Raw genomic sequence first — 25,351 nt, 5'->3', positions numbered from 1 at the left:
GGGTGCGCTTGTGAAAACCGCTGACGAATTTTCGTCTCCGCCGGTCGACTACAACCTCATCGTCCCCGACGGCTGGTTTCAGATCTCGCTCCAGCCCGAGGAGCGGGACCGGTGCATCGTCGCGCTGGCCGACCTGCAATTCCGTGGAATCGACAACGCACCGCACCTCAAGCAAGAGTTCATGCGCGACCTTCAGAAGAAGGCGAAGAACGCATACGCGTCCGGCGGTACGGAGCTCTACCTCTCCCTGCTCACCGCCGGCCCCGTGCCCTTGGCGTCCTCGCTGCTCATCAGCGTGCCGGCGCCCGACGACTGCCCTCCGGTCTCGGATGCGGGCGAACTGGCGGAACACCTCGCCGGGCGAACCGAGCGAAGTAACGGAGACGGCGAGGAGGTAGGGGTAACCCGGTTGGAGGTGGCGGGCACAGCCGTCCGTGTGCGACGTCGCGACGCTGCCGTGCCCGAGGCGCAGATGGGCAACACCCTTCCCACTACAAACGTCACCTACTACGTGCCCATCCCGGCAACGAAGCGCTGGCTGATGCTGAACTTCTCAACTCCGTTGGATCCGCTGGCGGACCAGATGGTTCGACTGTTCGACACGGTGGCCAATACGTTGCACTGGTCGTGACGGCGTCCACCGACCCGCCGCCGGGTGCGCGGACTACCGCCCCCGCACCCCGAACTCCCCGAGCGCCGCGCCAAGGGCGGCCAGGCAGGACTCCACCACGTCCAACCGGGCAGCCGGGCCGTAGTGGTTCACGCGGATCATCTCGCCGGCCAGTGCGCCCCCGCCCGCCGCGAGGGGCAGCTCGGGGTTCAGGCTCAGGGCCTTGGCCACCAGCGCCGAGGCGTCGACGCCCGACGGGGTGCGCAGGGTCGTCGCGACCGGTGCTGCCTCCGTCGCCTTGTGCACGTACGGTTCCAGGCCGCCGCCCAGGGCGACCGCTCCCGCCCGGGTCGCCGCCGCGGCCGAGGCATGGCGGGTCATGACCGAGTCCAGGCCCTCCTCCTCGATGCGGGCCAGGCAGGCCTCCAGGGCGAGCATCTCCAGTTGGGCCGGGGCGTGGAGCAGGGCGCGGCGGCCCGCGTCGATCCAGCGTTCCTTCCAGTCGAGGAGGGAGAGGTACGAGCGGCGCGGCGCCCTCGGGTTGGCTGCCATGCGGGCCCATGCCCGCTCGCTCACCGACACCGCCGACACTCCCGCCGGGCCGCCCATCGCCTTCTGGGCGCCGATGACGCACAGGTCCACGCCCCACGCGTCCGGCAGCACCGGCTCCGCGCCGATCGAGGCGACCGCGTCCAGGTAGAACAGCGCCCCGTGCCGGCGTACCACCTCACCGATCTCCGCCACCGGGTTCGTGTTGCCGGTCGCCGCCTCCGCGTGGACCAGGGAGACGAAGTCGATCTCCGGGTGCTCGGCGAGGGCGTCGACGATCTGTGCGGCCGTGACCGCCGTGTGGAAGGGCACCGGCAGGTCGATCACCTCGGCGCCGCAGTCCCGCAGCCAGTCGCCGAAGGTCTGGCCGTAGGGGCCGGTGATCACGTTCAGGGCGGTGGTGCCGGGGCCCGCCGTCCCGCGGATCGCGCCCTCCAGCGGCAGCAGCGCCTCTCCCTGCATGATCACGACGTCCTGCTCGGTCGCCAGCAGCCGGGCCACCCGCTCCTCGATCGACGCGAACCGCTCCGCGCTCAGGGGGGCGAGGTCCAGGAAGGGGTGGGTCACGGCGGTGCTCTCTCTGCTCGGCCTGCGATCGACGACGGGATCGAGCGTAGTCCCCGCCCACGCCCCCTCCGACTGTCGCTCGCCGCACCCTTCCGCTTGCGAGTTCTTAGGCCAAACGCCGCTCCAACCATCGGTTTGATTTGAGAGACTCAAACTTCTCCTTATAATCGGAACGCACTGTTCCCCCACAGGAGGCTCCTCCGTGAAGACGACCCTCGGGCGCCGGACCCGCATTCTGGCCGCAACCACCGCGACGGCCGGGCTGGTGTTCGTGGCCGGCTGTTCCTCGGACGACGACGGAGGCAGTGGCTCCAAGACCGCCGCCGGCGGCGTCGAACTCGTCAAGGCGGGGCAGCTCACCACCTGCACCCACCTGCCCTACCCGCCCTTCCAGTCGGAGATCGACGGCAAGGTGCAGGGCTTCGACGTGGCTCTCGTCGACCTGGTCGCCGAGGACCTGGGGGTCAAGCAGGAGATCCTCGACACCCCCTTCGAGAACTTCAAGACCGGCGCGTTCCTCAACTCCGGCGAGTGCGATCTCGCCGCCGCCGGTATGACCATCACCGAGGAGCGCAAGAAGAACGTCGACTTCTCCGACCCGTACTTCGAGGCCACGCAGGCCGTGCTGGCCGACAAGGACGCCGGGATCACGTCCTTCGCCGACCTGAAGGGCAAGAAGGTCGGCGCCCAGGCGCAGACCACCGGTGAGGACTACGCCAAGAGCCAGGGCCTGGACCCGGTCTCCTTCGAGTCCTCCGACGCCGTCCTCAACGGACTGCGCACCGGCCAGGTCGACGCCGTCGTCATCGACTACCCGGTCGTCCAGGGCTGGCTGAAGGACAAGGCCAACGCCGACGCCTTCGTGGTCGCCGAGCAGATCAACACCGGTGAGCAGTACGGCTTCACGGTGAAGAAGGGCAACGCCAAGCTCCTCGCCGCCATCAACAAGGCGCTCGCCGAGGCCAAGGCGGACGGCACCTACAAGGAGATCTACGAGAAGTGGATCGGCCCGTACGACGAGTCCGCCGCCTCGCCGTCCGCGTCGGCATCCTGACCCCATGGCCGACACCGACGTACCGATCGAGCCGGTCCAGCCGAAGAAGAAGGGACTGACCCGGCGCCAGAAGCGCAAGCTGTCCCGCGGCATCCAGTACACGGTCTTCGTCGCGGCCGTGATCGCGCTCGCGGTCACGGCCGACTGGGGCCGGCTGCAGAACCAGTTCGCGCAGCCGGACATCGCCGAGCAGATGTTCCCGGACATCATCACGCTCGCGCTGAAGAACACCGTGCTCTACACCCTGTCCGGCTTTGTCTTCGGACTGGTCCTCGGCATGGTGATCGCGCTGATGCGGCTGTCCTCCGTGGGGCCGTACCGCTGGTTCGCCGGGATCTACATCGAGATCTTCCGGGGCCTGCCCGCCCTGCTGATCTTCATCTTCATCGGCGTGGCCATCCCGCTGGCGTTCCCCGGCGTCGAGATCCCGGGCGGCACGTACGGAAAGGTCGCCCTCGCGCTCGGTCTGGTGGCCGCCGCGTACATGGCCGAGACCATCCGCGCGGGTATCCAGGCCGTACCCAAGGGGCAGATGGAGGCGGCCCGCTCGCTGGGATTCTCGCCCGCCCGCGCGATGGTGTCGATCATCATCCCGCAGGCGTTCCGGATCATCCTCCCGCCGCTGACCAACGAACTCGTCCTGCTCTTCAAGGACTCCTCGCTGGTCCTCTTCCTCGGTGTCACCCTGGAGGAGCGCGAACTGTCCAAGTACGGCCGTGACCTGGCCAGCACCACCGCCAACTCCACGCCGATCCTCGTCGCCGGCCTGTGCTACCTGCTGGTGACGATCCCGCTCGGCTTCGTCGTGCGCCGTATGGAGTCCAAGGCCCAGGAGGCCGTGAAGTGACGTCCCGACCCGAGATCCACGTCAAGGACCTGCACAAGTCCTTCGGCGCCAACGAGGTCCTCAAGGGCATCGACCTGGAGATCCGGCAGGGCGAGGTGGTCTGCGTCATCGGCCCCTCCGGCTCCGGCAAGTCGACCCTGCTGCGCTGTGTGAACCTGCTGGAGGAGCCCACCAAGGGCCAGGTCTTCGTCGGCGGTACGGAACTGACCGACCCGGACGTCGACATCGACGCCGTACGCCGCCGGATCGGCATGGTGTTCCAGCAGTTCAACCTCTTCCCGCACCTGACGGTGACCGAGAACCTCACCCTGCCGCAGCGCCGGGTCCTCAAGCGGGGCAAGGCCGAGGCGGCGAAGGTGGCCGCCGAGAACCTGGAGCGGGTCGGCCTCGCCGAGAAGGCCTCCGCCTACCCCGCCTCCCTCTCCGGCGGCCAGCAGCAGCGCGTGGCCATCGCCCGAGCGCTCGCCATGGGACCGGAGGTGATGCTCTTCGACGAGCCGACCTCCGCCCTCGACCCCGAGCTGGTCGGGGACGTCCTCGCGGTCATGCGGATGCTGGCCGACGAGGGCATGACGATGATGGTCGTCACCCACGAGATGACCTTCGCCCGCGAGGTCGCCGACCGGGTCGTCTTCATGGACGGCGGTGTCATCGTGGAGGACGGCACTCCGGAGCAGGTCATCGGCAACCCCGGCCACGAGCGCACCCGCCACTTCCTCTCCCGGCTCCTCGACCCCGCGATGGCCGAGGTGGAGGAGGGGACCGGCGACCAGGTGGGGAAGTCCGGCTGACGGCTGGCTAAGGTGCCGTGCATGAGCGATCGCGCGGTGCTGCACGTGAGGGGCAGGGTCCTGGCCGGACCCGACGACGTCCGGGACGAGCTGTGGGTCGTCGGCGGCCGGATCACCTACGACCGGCCCACGGCCGCCCAGGACGTCCGTACCGTCGAGGGCTGGGCCCTGCCCGGCCTGGTCGACGCGCACTGCCACGTCGGGCTCGGCGCCCACGGGCCCGTCGACCGGGACACGGCCGAGAAGCAGGCACTCACCGACCGCGAGGCGGGCACCCTGCTCATCCGCGACGCGGGCTCGCCCTCCGACACCCGCTGGGTGGACGACCGCGACGACCTGCCGAAGATCATCCGCGCGGGCCGGCACATCGCCCGCACCCGCCGCTACATCCGCGGCTACGCCCACGAGATCGAGCCGGACGCCCTCGTCACCTACGTCGCCCAGGAGGCCCGCCGCGGCGACGGCTGGGTGAAGCTGGTCGGCGACTGGATCGACCGCGACCTCGGCGACCTCGCCCCGAGCTGGCCGCGCGCCGAGGTCGAGGCCGCCATCGCCGAGGCCCACCGCCTGGGCGCCCGGGTCACCGCGCACTGCTTCGCCGAGAACTCCCTCCGCGACCTGGTGGAGGCGGGCATCGACTGCATCGAGCACGCCACCGGCCTCACCGACGACCTGATCCCGCTCTTCGCCGAGCGCGGCGTCGCCATCGTGCCCACCCTGGTCAACATCGCCACCTTCCCCAAGCTCGCCAAGGGCGGCGAGGAGAAGTTCCCGCGCTGGTCGGCGCACATGCGGCGGCTGTACGAACGCCGCTACGACACCGTCCGCAACGCCTACGACGCCGGCATCCCCGTCTTCGTCGGCACCGACGCGGGCGGCTCCCTCCCGCACGGCCTGGTCGCCGCCGAGGTCGAGGAACTCGTCACCGCCGGACTCCCGGCCGACCAGGCGCTCTCGGCCACCACATGGGGCGCACGGCGCTGGCTCGGGCGCCCCGGACTCGACGAGGGCGCGCCGGCGGACCTGGTGGTCTACGAGACGGACCCGAGGGCCGACGTACGCGTGCTGGCGGCGCCGCGCAGGGTCGTACTGAACGGCCGTGTCATGAGTTGACCGGGTGACTGTGGAGAACGTGCGTGCCCAGGGATTCGAAGACCTGCACGGAAGAGTCACGTTGGAGTGAACCCTCGTCAGTTCGCTGACGGCCCCCTGTTCGCGCGACATTCTTACGGGGTCCCGAGCACTCTCTCTGGGGGTCCCCACCTTGAACGGCAACAACTTCCGCCTGCCCGCACGCCGTTTCGCGACCGTCGCGGCGGCCACGGCCCTCGCCGCCGGACCAGCGGCACTGGCCGGAGCGGGCGCCGCGCACGCGACCGGCGAGCAGGGCCGCGCGAGCGCCGTGGTGCTGCGCACCGGGCTCGACGTCTCCCTGCTCAACAAGACCGTGAACGCGCCGCTCGCGGTCTCCCTCAACGAGGTCCAGGCACCGCAGAGCGCCGAGAAGACCGCGCTGACGGCCCAGTTGGACGGTGTGGACGGCGGCAAGCCGTTCACCGTGCTGGGCGCCGAGGTCGCGAAGGCGCAGGCGACGGTGACCGACACCAAGGCCGAGGGCAGCACCAACCTGACGCACGCCAAGGTCCACGTCCCGGGCCTGCCCCTGCTGTCCCTGATCGAACTGGAGGCGGTGACCTCCAAGGCGACCTGCGAGGCGGGCAAGGCCCCGACCGCCAACTCCGACCTGGTCGGCCCGGTGACGGTCCTCGGCAAGAAGGTCACCGTCACGGCGGGCGGCCCGACCGACGTCAAGGTGCCCGGCGTCGGCGAGGTCCGCCTGGACCTGTCCAAGACGGAGACCACGAGCCGTACGGCGGCGGCCACCGCCCTCGAACTGACCGTCTCGGTCAACCCGTTGAAGCTGAACGTGGCCGAGGTGACCGGCACCGTCACCCTGGCGAAGGCGACCTGCGAGGCTCCGCCCGAGGTGGTCACGGAGGCCGAGCCCGCCCCCGCGGTCGAACCCCAGGGCAGCAGCGAACCCGTCCAGGAGGCGGGCCTCGCCGAGACCGGCGGCAGCTCCCTGACCCCGTACCTCGCGGGCGGCGCGGCCGTGCTGCTCGTGGCAGGCGGGGGAGCGGTGGCCATGGCCCGCCGCGGCAAGGGCTGAGCGGAGCCGCGCCTCACGGTCGGCGGTGACTCCACCCACCGCCGACCGAGGCGGGCACCGGTGCCGGTCGGGCCCCTCCTCGCCGGGGCCCTGGCCCGCCTGCGCCGCGAGCGGCTGGTCCGACGTCCCCGGAATGCCATCCGCCGTCGCCCGGCTCGGCGACGCCCCGCGGGCGGAGGAGCGCGTCCAGCGCCCCGGCTCAGCGAGCCGTCAACGCCCGGTCCAGTGCCGTGAGGAACGCGTCCACCGTCCCCCGGTCCCGCACCGCCAGCCGCAGCCACCGCTCGTCGAGCCCGGGGAACGTGTCCCCGCGGCGCACCGCGAAGCCCAGCTCCCGCAGGCGCCGCCGTACGGCCGCTGCTTCCGGCAGCCGTACGAGGACGAAGGGCCCCTCCGCCGGTTCCGCCACCCGCACTCCGCGTGCCGCGAACTCCCGCAGCCCGGCGACGAGATGGGCCCGGTCGGCGGCGATGCGATGGGCCGCGTGTCCGGCCTCGGCCAGCGCCCGCGGTTCCACGCACGCCTCGGCCGCGGCCAGCGCCGGGGTGGACACCGGCCACAGCGGCTGGGCCCGCTCCAGCTCCGTGATCGTCTCGGGGTCGGCCAGGACGTACCCGATGCGCAGCCCGGCGAGCCCCCAGGTCTTGGTGAGGCTGCGCAGGACCACCAGGCCGGGCACGTCCGTACGCCCCGCCAGGGCCTCGCGTTCACCCGGCACGGCATCCATGAACGCCTCGTCCACCACCAACGTCCTCCCGGGGCGCGCGAGTTGGACGAGCGACGCGGCCGGGTGGAGGACCGACGTCGGGTTCGTCGGGTTGCCGACGACCACCAGGTCCGCCTCCTCCGGGACCGCCGCCGGATCGAGCCGGAAGCCGTCCTCCTCGCGCAGCAGCACCCGGTCCACGGTGTGCCCCGCGTCCCGCAGTGCCGCCTCCGGCTCGGTGAACTGAGGGTGCACGACCACGGGTTGACGCACCTTCAGGGCCCGCGCCAGCAGTACGAACGCCTCCGCGGCGCCCGCCGTCAGCAGCACCCGCTCCACCGGCAGCCCGTGCCGCGCCGCCACCGCGGCCCGCGCCGCCCGCCCGTCCGGGTAGGCGGCCAGCGAGCCGAGCGAGCCGGCGATCCGCTCCCGCAGCCACGCAGGCGGGGTGTCCGCGCGGACGTTCACCGCCAGATCCACCAGCGCCGAACCGTCGTCCCGGACCTCCGCGTCCCCGTGGTGCCGCAGGTCATGGCCCTCAGTGCGCATGCGAGTGAGCCCCGTGGTGATGGCCGTGGTGGTGATGGTGGCCGTCGTCGTCCGGGTGGAAGTGCGGCTGCTGCGGCAGTCCCACCTTGTCCTCGAACCCGGGCAGCGCGATCCGGTACACGCACGAGTCGCAGTTCATCCGCAGATCGCCCTTGACGGCCTCCTCGTACCGCTCCATCACCAGATCCAGCAGCTCCGGCTCCGGACCGATCACCTCGGCCGAGGCCACCGCCACCTCGGGACGCGCGGCGGCCCACTCCTCGGTCTGCGCCTTCACCCGGTCCGGCAGGATCCCGGTGAACAGGAAGTACGGCAGCACCACGACCTTCCGCGCGCCCAGCTTCGCGCACCGGTCCAGGCCGCTCGGCACGTCCGGCGCGGCCAGCGACACGAACGCCGTCTCCACGCCCGCGTATCCGCGCCCCTCCCACAGCAGTCGGGCCGCCTTGTGCACCTCGGCGTTGGCGTCCGGGTCCGTCGACCCGCGCCCCACCAGCAGCACCGTCACCTCCGCGCGGTCCCAGTCGCCGAGCACCGCCTCAAGCCGCCGCTCCAGCACGTTCAGCAGCGACGGGTGCGGGCCCAGCGGGCGGCCGTAGGTGTACGAGATACCGGGGTGGCGCTCCTTCTCGCGGGCCAGCGCCGCCGGGATGTCGCCCTTGGCGTGCCCGGCGGAGACCAGCATCAGCGGCACCGCGGCGAACCGGCGCACCCCCTGCTGCACCAGCTCGGTGACCGCGTCGCCGAGCGGCGGCGGGGACAGCTCGATGAAACCGCCCGCCACCGGCAGGTCGGGGTGGCGGCGGCCCAGCTCCCGGACGAAGTCACGGAACGCCTCGGCTCCGGCGTCGTCCCGGGTGCCATGGCCGGCGATGAGCAGCGCGGGCGGGGTGGTCACGGTGTCTCCTCGGGTGAAGTGGGGTGGTACAGCAGGGCGTTGAGGGCGGCCGAGGCGACCGCCGAACCGCCCTTCTCGGACACGTTGCTCACGGCGGGCAGCCCGGTCTCGCGCAGCGCGGCCTTGGACTCGACGGCGCCGACGAAACCGACCGGCAGCCCGATCACCAGCGCCGGTTCGGCGTCCAGGGTCAGCAGTTCCTCCAGGGCGGTCGGCGCGTTGCCGATCACCCACAGGGCGCCGGGCCCGACCTGCTCGTAGGCGAGCCGGATGGCGTGCGCGGAGCGGGTCAGCCCGGGTCCGGCGACCGCGTCGCGCAGGCGGCAGACGGTCTCGCGCCGGGTGATCCCGGCCGCGACCATCTCCACGTCCACGACGACCGGCGCCCCGGCGTGCAGTGCCGCGTGCGCCCGCTCAAGCTCGCCCTCGTCCATGACGAGGTCGTCGGCGTAGTCCAGGTCGGCGGCGGAGTGGATGACCCGCTCCACGACCGCCCGGGTCAGCGGCGGGAAGTGCGAGGTGTCCAGGCGGGCGCGCAGCCGCCGGTAGGACTCCTCCTCGATGGGGTGGACGACTCGGTTCACTGCGCATCCTCCTGCGACGCCTGCCAGCGGTAGCCGCGCGGGGTGACCATGCGTCCGGCGATGTTGCGCGTGGCGGTGTTGCCGACGGTCACGACGGTCATCATGTCCACCCACGCCGGGTCCAGTTCGCCGAGCGTGGTGAGACGGCTGGATTCGTCCGGCCGGGAGGCGTTGCGTACGACACCGACCGGCGTCGACGGCTCGCGGTGCTCCGACAGCACGGCGAGCGCCTTGGGCAACTGCCAGTCACGGCCGCGGGAGCGGGGGTTGTAGAAGGTCACCACGAGGTCCGACTCGGCCGCCGCGCGTACCCGCCGCTCGATGACCTCCCACGGCGTGTGCAGGTCGGACAGGCTGATGGAGACGTGGTCGTGGCCCAGGGGAGCACCGAGGATCGCCCCGGCCGCGAGCGCCGCGGTCACCCCGGGCACCCCGACCACCTCGATGTCGTCGCTCGCCTCCGCCAGCGCGGGCGAGGCCATCGCGTACACCCCGGCGTCCCCGCTGCCGATCAGCGCCACGGCATGCCCCGCACGGGCCTCGGCCACCGCCGTACGCGCCCGCTCCTCCTCGGCGCCGAGCCCGGACTCCAGCACCCGGGTGCCGGGACGCAGCAGATCGCGGATCTGGTCGACGTACTGGTCGAGGCCCACCAGCACCGAGGCGCGCCGCAGTTCGGCCTTCGCCCGCGGGGTGAGCAGATCGCGGGCGCCCGGACCCAGGCCGACCACGGCCAGCCGGCCGCGCGCGGGACGCCGTACGACCGCGCAGGTGGCCATCGCCGACTTCCGCTTGGGGACGAGGAGTTCGCCGCCCTCGTACAGCGCCGACGCCTCGGCGACCGAGGGGGTGCCCACGGCGGCGAGGGGGTGCTCGGAGGGGTTGGGGACGTCGATCCGGGCCAGCTCCCCGGCCGGGTACGTCACCAGCGGCACCCCGAGCCGTTCGGCCGCCGCCACGATGCCGGGCTCCTCGGCCTTGGCGTCCACGGTGGCCAGATGCGCCACCGAGAGCGGGGAGAGCCCCTCCAGCGACCGGTGGATCAACCCGAGGACCTCGTCGACCGGGGCCCCCTTCGAGGCGCCGACGCCCACCACCAGCGACGGCGGACGCAGTACGGCCTCCCGCTCGGCGGGTTCGACGGCACGGTCCGTCACGCGCAGCGTGTACGCGCCCTCCCCGCCGGTCCGCAGCGCGGGCAGCGGCCACGCCAACTCCGCGCGCAGCGCCACCGGTTCGCCGTCCAGCAGGGCCCGTGACACGGCGGCCACATCGCCCTCCACCGGGAGGCCGAGGGTGTCCAGGCCGGGCAGCCCGACCGCGTCCGTCGCCGTCGTCACCACCGGCTGCGCCCCCAGCACCTCGGCGACCTCACCGGCCAGCGCATTGGCGCCCCCGCCGTGCCCGCCGACCAGCGACACGGCGAACCGCCCGCCCTCGTCGACGCAGACCACACCCGGGTCGGTCCGCTTGTCCCCGAGCAGCGGCGCCACCAGGCGCACCACCGCCCCCGTGGCCAGGAAGCACACGAGCTGCTCGCACTCCGCGAAGGCGGCCCGTACGGCGTCCGCCACCGGACCCTCGTACACGCGCGTCCGCTCCGGCCACGCCGCGGCCAGCCGGTCCCGCGCGGCCGCACCCGCCGCGGTGGCGGAAATCAGGCCGATCACTGAGCAACTCCTTCGTCGACAGGGGGAGTTCGCACACCCCAGAGCAGGAAAACGGGATTGGTCGCCGCCAGCCGGGACACATCCCCCGGCAGCGGCGCGAGCCGCGAGGACTGCAACAGCACCCCGTCGCAGTCGAACCCGGCCTCCGTGAGCGCGTCCCGCGCCGCCGGAACCCGGTCCAGGGCCGCCATGGCGACGACCACGCCGCGCCGGGCGCGCCGCGCGCACACCGACACGATCTTGGGCAGCTCGGCACCACCACCGCCGACGAACACCGCGTCCGGGTCGTCCAGTTCGGTGAGCGCGGCGGGGGCCGCACCGTGCACGGCGTGCACGTCGACCCCGTGCGCGGCGGCGTTGGCGCGGATCCGCTCCACACCGTCCCGGGTCTTCTCCACCGCGACGGCGGCGGCCCCGAGCCGCGCGCACTCCACGGCCACCGAGCCCGAGCCCGCGCCCACGTCCCACACCAGGTCACCGAGCCGGGGCCCGAGCCGGGCCAGTGCCAGCGCCCGCACCTCGAACTTGGTGATCATCGAGTCCCGGTGCGCGAACTCCGCCTCGGCCAGCGCCCACCCGGCGGGCCCGGCGGGCGGCCCCGCGACCGTGCGCACCAGCCCCAGCAGCCGCGCCTCGTCCAGACACAGCACGACACTCACCGCCGCACCCCAGTCCCGGTCCGCGGCCTCGGCGGGCGTGACCCGCTCCACGCGCTCCTCGGCCGTACCCAGCGCGGAGGCCACCAACAGCACGCGGGCCGAGCCGCGCAGCGCCGCCCCCAGCTCCGCCGGACCGGCCCCCGGCCCGGTCAGCACCGCCACCTTCGGCCGCGCCCGGCACACGTTCACGGCCGTACGCGGGTCCCGCCCGTGCGCGCTGACGACGACCGCGTCGTCCCACGGCACCCCCGCCCGCGCGAACGCGGCGGCCACGGACGACACCCCCGGCCGCACGTCCAGCGCACCGGACCCGAACCGCTCCGCCAGCACCCGCACGATCCCGAAGAACCCCGGGTCACCGGAGGCCAGCACGACCACCCTGTGCGCCTTGTCCAGATGCCGCTCGATGACGTCCAGGGCGGGAGCGAGCGACCCGAGCACGACCCGTTCCGCGTCCGCCGGAACCGGCGCCGCGTCCAGATGCCGGCGCCCGCCCACCACGAGCCGGGCCCCGGCCAGCACCCCCGCGTCGAGCGGCGCCCCCGTCCCCGTACCGACGACCGTGATCACGTTCCCGCCCCGCTCGCCCCGCGCTCGCGCAGCGCCCGCCGCGCCTGAGGATCGGCCTTGCGGAACCCGTGGAAGTGGCCGGGGTGGTACAGATGCGAACGCGTCCCGTGCGCCGACAGCGCCGGACCGACCAGGAACAGCGTGTGCTTCCACAGCTTGTGCTCCTTGACCGTCTCCTCCAGCGTGCCCACCGTGCACCGCACGATCAGCTCCTCCGGCCAGGTCGCCTGGTACGCGACCACGACCGGGGTGTCCGTCGGATAGCCGCCCTCCAGCAGCTCCCGCACCAACTGCCCGCTGCGGGCCGCCGAAAGGAAGATCGCCATCGTCGTCCCGTGCCGGGCGAACTCCCGCACCTCCTCACCCGGAGGCATCGGCGTCTTGCCGCCACCGAGCCGGGTCAGCACCACCGACTGCGCGACCTCGGGAATCGTCAGCTCGCGCTGCGCGAGCGCGGCCACCGCCGAGAACGCCGACACCCCGGGCACCACCTCGGTGTCGATCCCGATCTCCGCACACCTGTCGAGCTGCTCTTGCGTACCGCCCCACAGGGCCGGGTCACCGGAGTGAATACGGGCGACCCGCAACCCTTCCGCCCGCGCCCGCTCGTACACGGCCACCACGTCCTCCAGGGACATGGCCGCCGAGTCCAGGATCTCGGCGTCCTCCCGCGCGTGCTGGAGGACCTCCTCCTGCACCAGGCTGGCCGCCCAGATCACCACATCGGCCTCGGCGATGGCGCGCGCGGCCCGGAACGTCAGCAGATCGGCGGCGCCGGGACCGGCACCGACGAAGGTCACCTTGCCGTTGGGGGCATCGGCCATGGGGGAGGGTCCTCTCGTACGGGTGGTGCTGCGTAGGTGGGAAAAGTTCAGTGGCCGCGCGGGCGTCGGATTCGCCCCCGTGCGCCCGAATCCGGTAGCAAAGCCCTATGGCGGTCTTCGTCGCGCTCGGCGCGTTCCTGATGACGCTGGCCGGCGGCTGGACGGCGCAACGCGTGACGGACCGCCGCCACCTCGTGCTGGGCCTGGCCGGCGGACTGATGCTCGGCGTGGTCGGCCTCGACCTGCTGCCCGAGGCGCTTCGGGCGGCGGGGGAGGAGATCCACGGCGTCCCCGCCGCGCTGCTGCTGTTCGTGGCCGGATTCCTCCTGGCCCACCTGGTGGAACGCCTGCTGGCCGTCCGCCAGGCCGCGCACGGCGGCGAGGAGCACAACGGCCGGACCCCCGAGGTGGGCCTGACGGCGGCCGCCGCGATGGTCGGCCACAGCGCGATGGACGGCGTCGCCATCGGCGCGGCCTTCCAGGTCGGCGGCGGCATGGGCGTGGCTGTCGCCCTCGCGGTCATCGCCCACGACTTCGCCGACGGCTTCAACACGTACACGATCACCAGCCTGTACGGGAACGCCCGCCGCCGGGCCCAGCTCATGCTCCTCGCCGACGCGCTCGCACCCGTCGTCGGCGCGGCCTGCACGACCTTCGTGACCATCCCCGAGGCCGTACTCGGCGGCTATCTCGGCCTGTTCGGCGGCGCGCTGCTCTACCTCGCGGCGGCGGAGATCCTCCCCGAGGCCCACCACGAACACCCCGCCCGCTCCACCGTCCTGTGCACGATCGCCGGGGCGGCGTTCATCTGGCTGGTGGTGGGCGTCGCCGAGTGAGGCCGGACGCGGGCGGCTCACAACTTCCCACCCCGCCCGCCGTCGCGCCGCGCGGGCGCGATCAGCGTGGAGAGATACGGCAAGGGGGACCCGTCCATCTCACCGGCGGGCCGGATCGACTCCTCGGGCAGCCCGAGCGCGGCACCCCACACCGCGTCCCCGATCCGCCCGGTCTCCCGCAGCGCCTCGGCCACCTCGGCGGCCTGCCGCCCGAACTTGTACGCCACCACGGTCCCGGGCCCCGCCAGGGCGTCCTTGAGCACGGCGGCCCCGGCGGTCACCGGCACCAGGGTCAACGGCTCGGTCCCCTCGGTGAGCACGGCACCGGAACGCGCGGCGAGATCCTGCATGGCGGTGATACCCGGCACCGTCTCGACCACGGCGTCGGGCACCAGCTCGCCAATGGTGTGGGCGAGATAGGTGAAGGTGGAGTACACGTTCGGGTCACCGATGGTGGCGAAGGCGACGACCGCGTGCTCCCGCAGCAACTCGGCGACCCGAGCCCCGGCGGCGTCCCAGGCATCCTCCCGCCGCCGCCGATCGGTCCGCTCGTTCAGCGCGAACACGACCCGTACGATTTTCTCCGCACCGACATAGTGCAGAACCGTGGCCTCGGCCCGCCCCCGCTCCCCGGTGTCCATCACCGGCACGACGACGACATCAGCGTCCTGCAGCGCGCGCACACCCTTGACGGTCACCAGCTCCGGATCGCCGGGACCGACCCCGACACCGATCAACTTGCTGCTGCTCATGACGTCCGGCACCTCTCCACGAACCGACGGGCGACACCGGGCGCCGCCGCCCAGTGCGTGTGCAGATAACTCGCGTGCACACCACGCTGTACAAACCCCTCGACCCGCCGCTCCGGCGACAGCACACCCCAGGCGGGCGCACGCCCGGCCCCCGGCTCCACGACGGTCCGATGAAACTCGTGCCCCCGCATCCGCGTCCCCGCGACAGCGAGCGAACTGTCCCCCACGGCAACGGCCTCCCGATACCCGAGCGTCAGCCGCTCGCTCATCCGCGCCTCGGCCTCCAGCACCCCGCACATGGGCAGCCCGTCCAACTCCCGGCACAGATACAGCAACCCGGCACACTCGGCGGCAACGGGAGCGCCGGACCGGGCCAGTTCGGCAACGGCCTTGCGCAGCGGCTCATTGGCGGACAACTCGGAGGCGTACACCTCGGGGAACCCACCGCCGATGACGAGACCCCGGGTGCCTTCGGGCAGTTCCTCGTCGTGAAGCGGATCGAACGTGACGACCTCGGCCCCGGCAGCGGTGAGCAGCTCGGAGTGCTCGGCATAGGAGAAGGTGAAGGCGGGCCCACCGGCCACGGCGACTCTCGGCGACCGGCCGGCATCCTCAGCCCGTCCGGCGTTTGAGAACGCAGGCCGGTTGTGTCCAGCCCGTCCGGCGTTTGAGAACGCAGGCCGGTTGTGTCCAGCCTGTCCGGCGTTTGGGAACGCTGGCCGGTTGTGTCCAGCCTGTCCGGCGTTTGGGAACGCTGGCCGGTTGTGTCCAGCCCGTCCTGCGTTTGGGAACGCTGGCCGGTTGTGTCCAGCCCGTCCGGCGTTTGAGGACGAGGCCCGTTCAGGGCCGACAGGCGGGGGTCCGGGGGCGGCAGCCCCCGGGGACGGGACGGGAAGGGGCGGCGGGGGCGAAGAACCCAAGGCATCAGCCGCACACCAGGCCGCACCCGACACGGCCCCCGCGCTACGCGCCAGCGAAAGCAACCCCTCCAGATCACACCCGTCGGCAACCTGCGCCCCCATCGCAGCCACCGCAGAAACCGCCGCCGCACGCCGCTCCGCAACCGGCACCAACCCCAGATGCCGAGAAGGCGTATCCACCTGAACCGCCCGCCGCAGCACCCCCAGCACCGGCACCCCGACCGACTCCAACGCCTCCCGCAACAACTCCTCGTGCCGATCCGAACCGACCTTGTTCAGAATCACCCCACCGACCCGGACCTCCGGATCGAACGAGACGAACCCATGCACAAGCGCGGCCACCGACCGAGCCTGCGAAGACGCGTCGACGACAAGCACCACCGGCGCCCGCAACAACTTCGCGACATGCGCCGTGGACGCCAGCTCACCCCCGCCCGCGACCCCGTCGTACAGCCCCATCACACCCTCGACGACGGCCACGTCACACCCGCGCGCCCCGTGCAGGAACAGCGGCCCCACCAACTCGGGCCCGCACAGATACGCGTCGAGGTTCCGCCCCACCCGCCCGCACGCGAGCGCGTGATACCCGGGATCGATGTAGTCCGGCCCCACCTTGTGCGGGGACACGGCAAGCCCCCGCGCGGCGAACGCGGCCATCAGACCCGTGGCAACCGTGGTCTTGCCGCTGCCGGAGGCCGGCGCGGCGATGACCAGCCGAGGAACGGACGAGGACATCACCACTCGATGCCCCTCTGCCCCTTCTGACCGGCGTCCATCGGATGCTTCACCTTGGACATGTCGGTCACGAGATCCGCGAAGTCGACGAGCTTCTCGGGCGCGTTCCGCCCGGTGATCACGACATGCTGCGTCCCCGGCCGCTCCCGCAGCACTGAGATCACCTCATCGGTGTCCACCCACCCCCAGTGCATGGGGTACGCGAACTCGTCGAGCACGTACAGCTTGTACGTCTCGGCGGCCAGGTCCCGCTTGACCTGCTCCCAGCCCTCGCGGGCCTTCTCCTCGTTGTCCATCTGCTGATCGCGCTGCACCCACGACCAGCCCTCGCCCATCTTGTGCCAGTCGACGGAACCGCCCTCCCCGGACGCTCCCAGCACCCGCAGCGCGTTCTCCTCGCCGACCTTCCACTTCGCCGACTTGACGAACTGGAACACCCCGATCGGCCACCCCTGGTTCCAGGCCCGCAGCGCGAGCCCGAACGCGGCGGTGGACTTGCCCTTGCCGATCCCGGTGTGCACCACGACCAGCGGCCGGTTGCGCCGCTGCCGCGTGGTCAGCCCGTCGTCCGGCACCACACTCGGCTGTCCCTTGGGCATTACGCGGCCCTCCTCGTCGACGTCACGTCCCGCACCAGCCCGGCGATCGAGTCGGCCCGCAACTCGTCCAGCGTCACCGCCGTACCGCCCAGCTCCCCGGCCAACTGCCCGGCGAGCCCCAGCCGCACCGGCCCCGACTCACAGTCGACGACCACCGAGGCAACCCCCTCGGCCGCGAACAGCCGGGCCGCCCGCCCCGCTAGCGCGACCGGCTCCGGACCACCCGTGGCCCGCCCGTCGGTCACCACGACCACCAGAGGCCGCCGCGCCGGGTCCCGCAACCGCTCCACGCGCAGCACCTCATGGGCGCGCAACAGCCCGGCGGCGAGCGGCGTACGCCCACCCGTGGGCAGCGACTCCAGCCGGGCCGCCGCAGCGTCCACGGACGACGTGGGCGGCAGAGCGACCTCCGCAGCCGCCCCCCGGAACGTCACCAGCCCCACCTTGTCCCGCCGCTGATAGGCGTCCAGCAGCAGCGACAGCACGGCACCCTTCACGGCACTCATCCGCTGCCGCGCCGCCATCGACCCGGAGGCGTCCACGACGAACAGCACGAGGTTGCCCTCACGCCCCTCCCGCGTCGCCTGCCGCAGATCGTCCCGCCGTACGACCAGCCCCGGCCCGGACCGCCCACGGGCCCGCTGATGCGGAGCGGCGGCCTGCACGGTGGCGGCCAGATGCAGCTTGGTCAGCGCTCCCCGAGGACGCCGCGCACCGGTCGTCCGCCCGTGCTCGGTCCGCGCCCGCGAACGCCGCCCCGCGGCACCCTCACCGATCCCCGGCACGCTCAGCACCTTGGTACGGAACGGCTCGGCGGCCCGTACGGCCGACTGCTCACCGGCACCGGACGGCTGCGGCTGCCCGCCCTCGCCCTCCTCGGGCCGAGCCCCGGTGTCCCCGCCCTGCGGCCCCTGGTCCGGCGCGGGCTGCCCACCGCCACCACCGGGGCCACCGCCGTCGGGGTCGGGGTCGTCGTCCTCGGAACCGGAGAACTCCTCCAGGGTCTGATCCAGCTTGTCCTCGTCAAGTCCCGGCGCGTCAAAGGGATTGCGCCGCCGCCGATGCGGCAGCGCGAGCAGCGCCGCCTGCCGCACGTCCTCCGCGAGCACATCGGTACGCCCGGCCCAGGCCGCCAGCGCGGTCGCGGTACGCGCCATCACGATGTCGGCGCGCATACCGTCCACCTCGAAGGCGGCACAGGTCGCCGCGATCTGCCGCAGCGCCCCGTCCCCGAGCCGGACCTGCGGCAGCAACTCCCGTGCCGCGACGATCCGTTGCCGTACGGCGGCCTCCTCGTCGGCCCAGCGCGCCGCGAACCCCGCAGGATCGTCGTCGTACGCGAGCCTGCGCCGCACCACCTCCACCCGCTGATCGGGCTCGCGGGAAGCGGCCACCTCGACGGTCAGCCCGAACCGGTCCAGCAACTGCGGCCGCAGCTCGCCCTCTTCGGGGTTCATGGTCCCGACCAGCAGGAACCGCGCGGCATGCCGTACGGAGACACCCTCCCGCTCGACGTAGGAGGCGCCCATCGCGGCGGCGTCCAGCAGGAGGTCGACCAAGTGGTCGTGCAGAAGGTTGACTTCGTCGACGTAGAGGATGCCCCGGTGCGCGTCGGCCAGCAGCCCCGGCTCGAAGGCCTTCACGCCCTCGGCGAGTGCCCGCTCGATGTCGAGAGCGCCGACCAGCCGGTCCTCGGAGGCGCCGACGGGCAGTTCGACCATACGGGAGGGCCGCGCGGTGCCGTTGCCGGGCTCGTGCGGCCCGTCCGGGCAGGCGGGGTCGGGGGAGGCGGGGGCGCAGGAGAAACGGCAGCCGGGCACGACCGCCACCTCCGGCAGCAGCGCCGAGAGCGCGCGTACGGCCGTCGACTTCGCGGTGCCCTTCTCGCCGCGCACCAGCACACCGCCGACGGCGGGCGAGACCGCGTTCAGCAGCAGAGCGAGCCGCAGGTCGTCCTGGCCGACGACGGCCGTGAACGGAAACGGGGTGGTCACTTGTCGTCGCCCTCCAGATCGCCTTCCAGCTCCAGATAGGTGGCCCGCAGCCGCTCCAGCGTCTCCGCGTCCGGCTCCGCCCACAGGCCGCGGTCCGCCGCCTCCAGCAACCGCTCGGTGATGCCGCGCAGCGCCCAGGGGTTGGACTTCTTCATGAAGTCCCGGTTCTCCGGGTCGAAGACGTACTCCGCCGACAACTTCTCGTACATCCAGTCGTCGACGACCCCGGCCGTGGCGTCGTACCCGAACAGGTAGTCCACGGTCGCCGCCATCTCGAAGGCGCCCTTGTATCCGTGCCGGCGCATGGCGGCCATCCACCTGGGATTCACCACCCGCGCCCGGAACACCCGGTGAGTCTCCTCGCCCAGCGTCCGCGTCCTCACCTGATCCGGGGTCGCCGAGTCACCCACGTACGCCTCCGGGGAGGCGCCCGTCAGGTGCCGCACCATGGCGACCATGCCGCCGTGGTACTGGAAGTAGTCGTCGGCGTCGACCAGGTCGTGCTCTCTCGTGTCGACGTTCTTCGCCGCCACCGCGATCCGCTTGAACGCCGTCTCCATGTCCCCGCGCGCCGCCCGCCCTTCGAGCCCGCGCCCGTAGGCGTAGCCGCCCCACACCGCGTACACCTCCGCGAGGTCGGCGTCTGAGCGCCAGTTGCGGGCGTCGATCAGCGGCAGCAGACCGGCGCCGTACGCCCCCGGCTTGGACCCGAAGACGCGTGCCGTGGCCCGCCTGCGGTCCCCGTGCTCCGCGACGTCCTCCTCGACATGGGCCCGCACGTAATTGGACGACGCGGGCTCGTCCAGCTCCGCCACCGCCCGTACCGCGTCGTCGATCAGCCCGACCACATGCGGGAACGCGTCCCGGAAGAACCCGGAGATACGGACCGTGACGTCGATGCGCGGGCGCCCCAGTTCCTCCAGAGCTACCACCTCGAACCCGGTCACCCGGCGCGAGGCGTCGTCCCACACCGGACGGCACCCGAGCAGCGCCAGGATCTCCGCGATGTCGTCGCCCTGAGTGCGCATGGCGGACGTGCCCCACACCGTCAGCCCGACGGACTTCGGGTACTCGCCGGTGTCCTGCACGTACCGCTGCACCAGCGAGTCCGCCAGCGACTGCCCGACCTCCCAGCTCAGCCGGGACGGGATCGCCTTGGGGTCGACGGAGTAGAAGTTCCGGCCGGTCGGCAGGACGTTGACCAGACCGCGGGTCGGCGACCCGGACGGACCGGCGGGCACGTAACCGCCGCTCAGGGCGCGCAGGATGTGCCCGATCTCGTCCGTCGTACGGGCCAGCCGCGGCACGACCTCGTCGCAGGCGAACTCCAACACCGCCACCGCGTCCGGCAGTTCGACGCCGAGTACGTCCCGGACCAGCCCCGGTACCTCGGCGGTCCGCCAGTCCCGTTCCTCCATGCCCTCCGCGACCCGGCGGCAGAGTTGCTCCAGCAGGTCGATGGCGTCGGCGGCGGTCCGGGCCGGCCCCTCGACCAGGTCCGTCAGCTCCACCGGCACCTTCACGGGTGCGCCCGGCTCGGCCAGCAGTTCCTTCTCGACCAGCCCGAAATGGGCGGCGAGGGCGGACCGCAGCCCCGGCAGGGCGTTCGCCTGCCCGCCCCACACCTGGGAGGCGCGCAGGACGGCCAGCACGAGGTTCACGCGCGGTTCACCGACCGGGCCGCCGCCCAGGATGTGCAGGCCGTCGCGGATCTGCACATCCTTGATCTCGCACAGGTAGCCGTCGATGTGCATGACGAACTCGTCGAACTCTTCGTCGTCCGGCTGCTCGTCGACGTGCAGGTCGTGGTGCAGCTCGGCGGCCTTCACCAGCGTCCAGATCTGCGCCCGCACGGCCGGAGCCTTGGTCGGGTCCAGGTCGGAGACGAGCGCGTACTCGTCGAGGAGCTGCTCCAGCTTGGCCAGGTCGCCGTACGTGTCCGCACGGGCCATCGGCGGGACCAGGTGGTCGACGACCGTGGCGTGGCCGCGCCGCTTGGCCTGGGTGCCCTCACCGGGGTCGTTGACGATGAACGGGTAGATCAGCGGGAGTTCACCGAGCACCGCGTCCGGCGCGCAGCCCCGGCCGAGGCCGAGGCCCTTGCCGGGCAGCCACTCCATCGTGCCGTGCTTGCCCATGTGCACGATGGCGTCGGCGCCGAAGCTGTTCTCCAGCCAGCGGTAGGCGGCCATGTAGTGGTGCGAGGGCGGCATGTCGGGGTCGTGGTAGATGGCGATGGGGTTCTCGCCGAAGCCGCGCGGCGGCTGGATCATCACGACGACGTTCCCGAACTGGAGGGAGGCGAGCACGATGTCGTCGCCGTCCACGTACAGCGAGCCCGGCGGCTCGCCCCACGCCTCCAGCATCGCCTCGCGCAGCTCCTCGTCGAGCTTGTCGAACCATTCCCGGTAGTCCGCGAGCGGCACCCGCGCGGGCGCGGCGGCGAGCTGCTCCTCGGTGAGCCACTCCACGTCGTGGCCGCCGGCCTCGATGAGCCGGTGGATCAACTCGTCGCCGCCGGAGGGGTATTCGGTCAGGTGGTACCCGGCGTCCTTGAGCGCGTCCAGCACCTTCACCGCCGAGGCGGGGGTGTCCAGGCCGACGGCGTTGCCGACGCGGGAGTGCTTGGTCGGGTAGGCGGTGAAGACGAGGGCCAGCCGCCTCTCCGCGTTGGGCTTGTGCTTGAGCCGCGCGTGCCGTACGGCGATCCCGGCCACGCGCGCGGCCCGCTCCGGGTCGGCGACGTACACCGGGACCTCGTCCGGTCCCTGCTCCTTGAAGGAGAACGGCACGGTGATGAGTCGGCCGTCGAACTCGGGGATCGCGACCTGCATCGCCGCGTCCATGGGGGAGAGGGCGGCGTCGGACTCCTCCCAGGCCGCGCGGGAGGAGGTGAGGCAGAGCCCTTGCAGCACCGGGATGTCGAGGTCGGCGAGGGCGCCGATGTCCCAGGCCTCCTCGTCGCCGCCCGCCGAGGCCTGCGAGGCGTGGGTGCCGCCCGCCGCGAGGACGGTGGCGACGAGCGCGTCGGCCCGGCCCAGGATCTCGTACAACCCCGCGTCCGCGCCGCGCAGCGAACCGCAGTACACGGGAAGGGCGTTGGCCCCGCGCGCCTCGATGGCCTGGCAGAGGGTGTCCACGAAGGCGGTGTTGCCGCTGAGTTCGTGGGCCCGGTAGAAGAGCACGCCGACCGTGGGACGGCCCTCCTCCCACGCGGGGGTGCCGTGGACGCCGTACTCGGGCATCCTCTGCGGCTCGACGAAGCCCTCGCCGGTCAGCAGCACGGTGTCGGAGAGGAACCGGGCGAGTTCGGTGAGGTTGGCGGGGCCGCCCTCGACCAGGTACTTCAGCGCCTCGGCGACGACTCCGGCGGGTACCGAGGACTCGGCCATCAGCTCGGCGTCCGGGACGCTCTCCCCGCCCAGCAGCACGGTCGGAATGCCGGACGCCTTGAGCCCGGCGAGCCCGTCCTCCCAGGCCCGCTTACCGCCCAGCAGCCGTACGACGGCGATGTCGGCGCCCTCGACGAGTCCGGGCAGGTCCTGCTCGACGTCCACGCGGGTCGGGTTGCCGATCCGGTAGGAGGCGCCGGTCGCGGCCCTGGCCGCCAGCAGGTCCGTGTCGGCGGTCGACAACAACAACACTGTGCTCATGCGGGCGCTCCCGGTGGAATGAAAGGCAGTCCTGTCGGCGCGCCCGACTCGATGAGCCGCCAGAGCGCGTCGGTGTCCGCGTGCTGTTCGATCAGGTCGCCGAGCCGGTCGAGCTGCTCCTCGCGCAGCGCGGCGAAGGAGGTGTCGGCGGCCGGGACGAAACGCCGGCCGGCGGCGGCCGCCACCTCGCGCAGGAAGGCGCGCCGGAAGCCGTCCGACTCCAGCGAGCCGTGCCAGTGGGTGCCCCAGGTCTGGCCGACCCGGCACCCGTCCAGGAAGGGCTCGCCGCCTGCGACTTCGGCGACCCCGTGGTGGATCTCGTACCCCTCGACGCTCTCCCCGAGGGCCTCGCCGACGGGCCGGGTGAGGGTCTTCTCGCGGGCGAACCGCACCCGTACGGGCAGGATGCCGAGCCCGTCCACGTGCCCCCGGCGGCTCTCCACGTCGTCCTCGATGTGCTCGCCGAGCACCTGGAAGCCGCCGCAGATGCCGAGGACGGGCCGCTGTTCGGCGGCCCGGCGCACGAGAGCGTCCGCGAGCCCCCGCTCCCTCAGCCACTCCAGCGCCTTGACGGTGCCGCGGGTGCCGGGGACCACGACGAGGTCGGCGTCGGCCAGCTCCTCGGGCCGGTCCACGAACCGCACCACGACGCCGGGTTCGGCGGCGAGCGCGTCCACGTCCGTGAAGTTGGACATCAACGGCACGGCGCACACGGCCACGCGCAGCACGTCCTCGCCGACGGGGGAGGAGACCTCGGACTCCCGGACGGCCCCGCGCAGGGAGACCCGCAGCCCGTCCTCCTCGTCGATGCCGAGCCCGTACTGGAACGGCAGTACGCCGAAGGTGTGCCGCCCGGTCAGGCCGTGCAGCATGTCCAGGCCGGGTTCCAGCAGGGACACGTCCCCGCGGAACTTGTTGACCAGGAACCCGGCGACCAGCGCCTGGTCCTCGGGCGACAGCAGCGCCACCGTCCCGAAGAAGGAGGCGAAGACACCGCCCCGGTCGATGTCACCGACCACGACCACCGGCAGATTGGCGTTGCGGGCGATGCCCATGTTGACGATGTCGGTGCGCCGCAGATTGATCTCGGCCGGGCTGCCCGCCCCCTCACAGATCACCGCGTCATACGTGCCCCGCAACTCGGCGAGACAGTCGAGCACCGTGCCGAGCAACTGCTGCTGCCGTCCGCCGTGGTAGCCGCGTGCGCTCAACTCGCCCACCGGCTTGCCCATGAGCACGACCTGACTGCTCTGGTCCCCGCCCGGCTTGAGCAGCACGGGGTTCATCAGCGCGGTCGGCTCCACCCGGCACGCCTGGGCCTGCATGGCCTGCGCCCGCCCGATCTCGGCGCCCTCGCGGGTGACGAACGAGTTCAGCGACATGTTTTGCGCCTTGAACGGCGCGACCTTGACCCCCTGCCGGACCAGCCAGCGGCAGATCCCGGCGGTCACCACGCTCTTGCCCGCGTCGGAGGTCGTCCCGGCGACGAGCAGCCCCCCGCCGCTCATGACCGCTTCCCCCGCACCACGCGGCGCGCTGCGGCGCTGACCCCGAGCGCCAGCCAGCTCACCCGCCGCGACAGCCGTACGGCACGCTCGATGTCGGCGACTTCCACGGCCCGTCCTTCCTCGTTGAGCACCGGCCGGTGCTCCACACGCCCGCCGTACGACAAGGTCCCGCCGAGCCGCACCCCGAGCGCCCCGGCGAACGAGGCCTCCACGGGCCCGGCGTTGGGGCTCGGGTGCCTGTCCGCGTCGGCACGCCAGGCCCGTACCGCACCCCGCGGATCGCTCCCGGCGACGGTGGCGAGCACGGCGGTCAGCCGGGCTCCCGGCCAGCCGGCGACGTCGTCGAGGCGGGCGGAGGCCCAGCCGTAGCGCAGGTAGCGGGACGACTTGTGACCGACCATGGCGTCAAGGGTGTTCACGGCCCGGAAGCCGAGCAGCCCCGGCACGCCGCCCACGGCACCCCACACGAGCGCGCCGACGACGGCGTCGGAGGTGTTCTCGGCGACGGACTCCACCACGGCACGCGCGATCCCGTCGGCGTCCAGCGCCTGCGGGTCCCGCCCGCACAGATGCGGCAGCCGCGCCCGCGCCGCCTCGACGTCCCCCGCCTCAAGCGCACGCCCGATATTCCGGGCCTCGCGGGCAAGCGAAGTCCCGCCGACAACGGCCCAGGTGGCGACCCCGGTGAGCGCGACGGAAGCGAGCGGGGACCGGCGCACGACACGCGACGCGAGCGCCCCAACCGCCACGGCGCCACCGGCGCACACGACGGTGTGCAGCACACCCCGGCCGCGGTCGTCACGCCACAACCGCCGTTCCACGGCGCCCGCGGCCCGCCCGAACACGGCGACCGGATGCCCCCGGCGAGGATCGCCGAGCAGCAGGTCGCCCAGGAGGCCGGCGGCGGTGCCGTACGCGAAGACGCGATCGGCCCGCATCGGCTCAGCCGATCGTGGAGTCAGAAAAGGTTCTGGTGCTGGATGTCGATCGGCATGCGGGCATCGCGATATGTCCTCACTCAGGGTGTCCACGCCCTGGCTCGACTAGACCGGCGGTGAGAGTTCCTGGCTCCCGGGGGTTACTACCCCGGTGACAGTGGCGGGACCGCGCCGGATTCGCACCGGCTTCCTCTCCTGCCGCCGTAATTGGCTCGGGCAGTCCACCACGCCCCCGAATGAGCCGTCAACTTGCCGTTGACCTGCGAGGGGAGAGTGTGCTGAGGCTCATACCGGGTCTGTGGGGGCGACGATGCCTCAGGTGTTTCACCCACATGAGCTGACTACGGGGAATCACCTTGCGGCTGCGT

At 72.5% G+C, this 25,351-nt stretch carries 21 protein-coding genes and 1 riboswitch; of the genes, 7 read left to right on the top strand and 14 right to left on the bottom strand.

Going from position 1 to position 25,351, the window contains the following annotated elements; all coding sequences use genetic code 11:
* Positions 1–10 precede the first annotated feature (10 nt).
* The gene (locus tag GA0115233_RS24535) at positions 11–631 is read left to right on the top strand and encodes a hypothetical protein (RefSeq protein WP_141689563.1); all 621 of its coding nucleotides are present in this window, start codon (positions 11–13) and stop codon (positions 629–631) included.
* A 33-nt stretch (positions 632–664) separates the two neighbouring features.
* Here GA0115233_RS24535 and GA0115233_RS24530 read toward each other — a convergent pair whose 3' ends face one another.
* Positions 665–1,726, bottom strand: a complete 1,062-nt coding sequence (locus tag GA0115233_RS24530; RefSeq protein ID WP_093722455.1) for a pyridoxal-phosphate-dependent aminotransferase family protein — start codon at positions 1,724–1,726, stop codon at positions 665–667.
* 202 nt (positions 1,727–1,928) lie between these two features.
* On the opposite strand from GA0115233_RS24530, the gene GA0115233_RS24525 reads away from it, so the two are divergent.
* The 5 genes from GA0115233_RS24525 to GA0115233_RS24505 all read left to right on the top strand — a co-directional run bounded on the left by GA0115233_RS24525 (position 1,929) and on the right by GA0115233_RS24505 (position 6,588).
* Positions 1,929–2,780 (top strand): transporter substrate-binding domain-containing protein, encoded by an 852-nt coding sequence (locus tag GA0115233_RS24525; RefSeq protein ID WP_093722454.1) that lies wholly within the window; start codon positions 1,929–1,931, stop codon positions 2,778–2,780.
* Between the two features lie 4 nt (positions 2,781–2,784).
* Positions 2,785–3,627, top strand: coding sequence for an amino acid ABC transporter permease (locus GA0115233_RS24520; protein ID WP_093722453.1), 843 nt, complete (start codon positions 2,785–2,787; stop codon positions 3,625–3,627).
* Entirely contained in the window at positions 3,624–4,418 is a 795-nt protein-coding gene (locus GA0115233_RS24515; protein ID WP_093722452.1) for an amino acid ABC transporter ATP-binding protein, read from the top strand. Before GA0115233_RS24520 ends, GA0115233_RS24515 begins: the two co-directional genes overlap by 4 nt.
* A gap of 21 nt (positions 4,419–4,439) precedes the next feature.
* Positions 4,440–5,531, top strand: coding sequence for an amidohydrolase family protein (locus GA0115233_RS24510; protein WP_093722451.1), 1,092 nt, complete (start codon positions 4,440–4,442; stop codon positions 5,529–5,531).
* Positions 5,532–5,682: 151 nt separating this feature from the next.
* Positions 5,683–6,588 carry an SCO1860 family LAETG-anchored protein gene (locus GA0115233_RS24505; RefSeq protein WP_176711927.1) on the top strand — a complete coding sequence of 302 codons (906 nt, stop codon included), beginning with the start codon at positions 5,683–5,685 and terminating at the stop codon, positions 6,586–6,588.
* Between the two features lie 199 nt (positions 6,589–6,787).
* On the opposite strand, the gene cobC is transcribed toward GA0115233_RS24505, so the two are convergent.
* From cobC to cobM, 6 genes are read right to left on the bottom strand one after another with little or no spacing between them, the layout of a single operon-like run.
* Complete coding sequence (gene cobC, locus GA0115233_RS24500) at positions 6,788–7,843, bottom strand: Rv2231c family pyridoxal phosphate-dependent protein CobC (RefSeq protein ID WP_093722449.1); 1,056 nt, start codon at positions 7,841–7,843, stop codon at positions 6,788–6,790.
* Positions 7,833–8,741, bottom strand: coding sequence for a sirohydrochlorin chelatase (locus tag GA0115233_RS24495; RefSeq protein ID WP_093722448.1), 909 nt, complete (start codon positions 8,739–8,741; stop codon positions 7,833–7,835). The genes cobC and GA0115233_RS24495 overlap by 11 nt, the downstream gene beginning before the upstream one ends.
* On the bottom strand, positions 8,738–9,325 hold the full coding sequence (locus GA0115233_RS24490; protein WP_093722447.1) for a precorrin-8X methylmutase: 588 nt from the start codon (positions 9,323–9,325) through the stop codon (positions 8,738–8,740). Before GA0115233_RS24490 ends, GA0115233_RS24495 begins: the two co-directional genes overlap by 4 nt.
* Positions 9,322–10,995: a precorrin-3B C(17)-methyltransferase gene (gene cobJ / locus GA0115233_RS24485; protein ID WP_093722446.1), complete on the bottom strand. Its 1,674-nt coding sequence runs from the start codon at positions 10,993–10,995 to the stop codon at positions 9,322–9,324. The genes GA0115233_RS24490 and cobJ overlap by 4 nt, the downstream gene beginning before the upstream one ends.
* Entirely contained in the window at positions 10,992–12,224 is a 1,233-nt protein-coding gene (gene cbiE, locus GA0115233_RS24480) for a precorrin-6y C5,15-methyltransferase (decarboxylating) subunit CbiE (RefSeq protein WP_093722445.1), read from the bottom strand. The genes cobJ and cbiE overlap by 4 nt, the downstream gene beginning before the upstream one ends.
* Positions 12,221–13,048 carry a precorrin-4 C(11)-methyltransferase gene (gene cobM / locus GA0115233_RS24475; protein WP_093722444.1) on the bottom strand — a complete coding sequence of 276 codons (828 nt, stop codon included), beginning with the start codon at positions 13,046–13,048 and terminating at the stop codon, positions 12,221–12,223. The genes cbiE and cobM overlap by 4 nt, the downstream gene beginning before the upstream one ends.
* 107 nt (positions 13,049–13,155) lie before the next feature.
* Between cobM and GA0115233_RS24470 the strand changes: the two genes are divergently transcribed.
* Positions 13,156–13,884, top strand: a complete 729-nt coding sequence (locus GA0115233_RS24470) for a ZIP family metal transporter (protein WP_093722443.1) — start codon at positions 13,156–13,158, stop codon at positions 13,882–13,884.
* Positions 13,885–13,901: 17 nt separating this feature from the next.
* Here GA0115233_RS24470 and cobI read toward each other — a convergent pair whose 3' ends face one another.
* The 7 genes from cobI to GA0115233_RS24435 are packed head-to-tail and all read right to left on the bottom strand — an operon-like array spanning position 13,902 to position 24,983.
* Positions 13,902–14,648 carry a precorrin-2 C(20)-methyltransferase gene (gene cobI / locus GA0115233_RS24465; RefSeq protein WP_093722442.1) on the bottom strand — a complete coding sequence of 249 codons (747 nt, stop codon included), beginning with the start codon at positions 14,646–14,648 and terminating at the stop codon, positions 13,902–13,904.
* Complete coding sequence (locus GA0115233_RS24460; protein ID WP_093722474.1) at positions 14,633–16,291, bottom strand: cobyrinate a,c-diamide synthase; 1,659 nt, start codon at positions 16,289–16,291, stop codon at positions 14,633–14,635. Before GA0115233_RS24460 ends, cobI begins: the two co-directional genes overlap by 16 nt.
* Positions 16,291–16,890 carry a cob(I)yrinic acid a,c-diamide adenosyltransferase gene (gene cobO / locus GA0115233_RS24455; protein ID WP_093722441.1) on the bottom strand — a complete coding sequence of 200 codons (600 nt, stop codon included), beginning with the start codon at positions 16,888–16,890 and terminating at the stop codon, positions 16,291–16,293. Before cobO ends, GA0115233_RS24460 begins: the two co-directional genes overlap by 1 nt.
* Positions 16,890–18,884, bottom strand: a complete 1,995-nt coding sequence (locus GA0115233_RS24450) for a putative cobaltochelatase (RefSeq protein WP_093722440.1) — start codon at positions 18,882–18,884, stop codon at positions 16,890–16,892. Before GA0115233_RS24450 ends, cobO begins: the two co-directional genes overlap by 1 nt.
* Entirely contained in the window at positions 18,881–22,537 is a 3,657-nt protein-coding gene (gene cobN / locus GA0115233_RS24445; RefSeq protein ID WP_093722439.1) for a cobaltochelatase subunit CobN, read from the bottom strand. The genes GA0115233_RS24450 and cobN overlap by 4 nt, the downstream gene beginning before the upstream one ends.
* A complete protein-coding gene (locus GA0115233_RS24440) occupies positions 22,534–24,045 on the bottom strand; it encodes a cobyric acid synthase (protein WP_093722438.1) in 1,512 nt (503 codons plus the stop codon). The genes cobN and GA0115233_RS24440 overlap by 4 nt, the downstream gene beginning before the upstream one ends.
* On the bottom strand, positions 24,042–24,983 hold the full coding sequence (locus GA0115233_RS24435) for a cobalamin biosynthesis protein (RefSeq protein ID WP_093722437.1): 942 nt from the start codon (positions 24,981–24,983) through the stop codon (positions 24,042–24,044). The genes GA0115233_RS24440 and GA0115233_RS24435 overlap by 4 nt, the downstream gene beginning before the upstream one ends.
* A 100-nt stretch (positions 24,984–25,083) precedes the next feature.
* A riboswitch (cobalamin riboswitch) is annotated at positions 25,084–25,224 on the bottom strand.
* Positions 25,225–25,351: the final 127 nt, after the last annotated feature.

The organism is Streptomyces sp. DI166, assembly GCF_900091315.1.
Taxonomy (GTDB): Bacteria; Actinomycetota; Actinomycetes; order Streptomycetales; family Streptomycetaceae; genus Streptomyces; species Streptomyces fuscus.
Note: the sequence above shows the minus strand (reverse complement) of the source record. Positions and strands in the feature narration are given on the sequence as shown.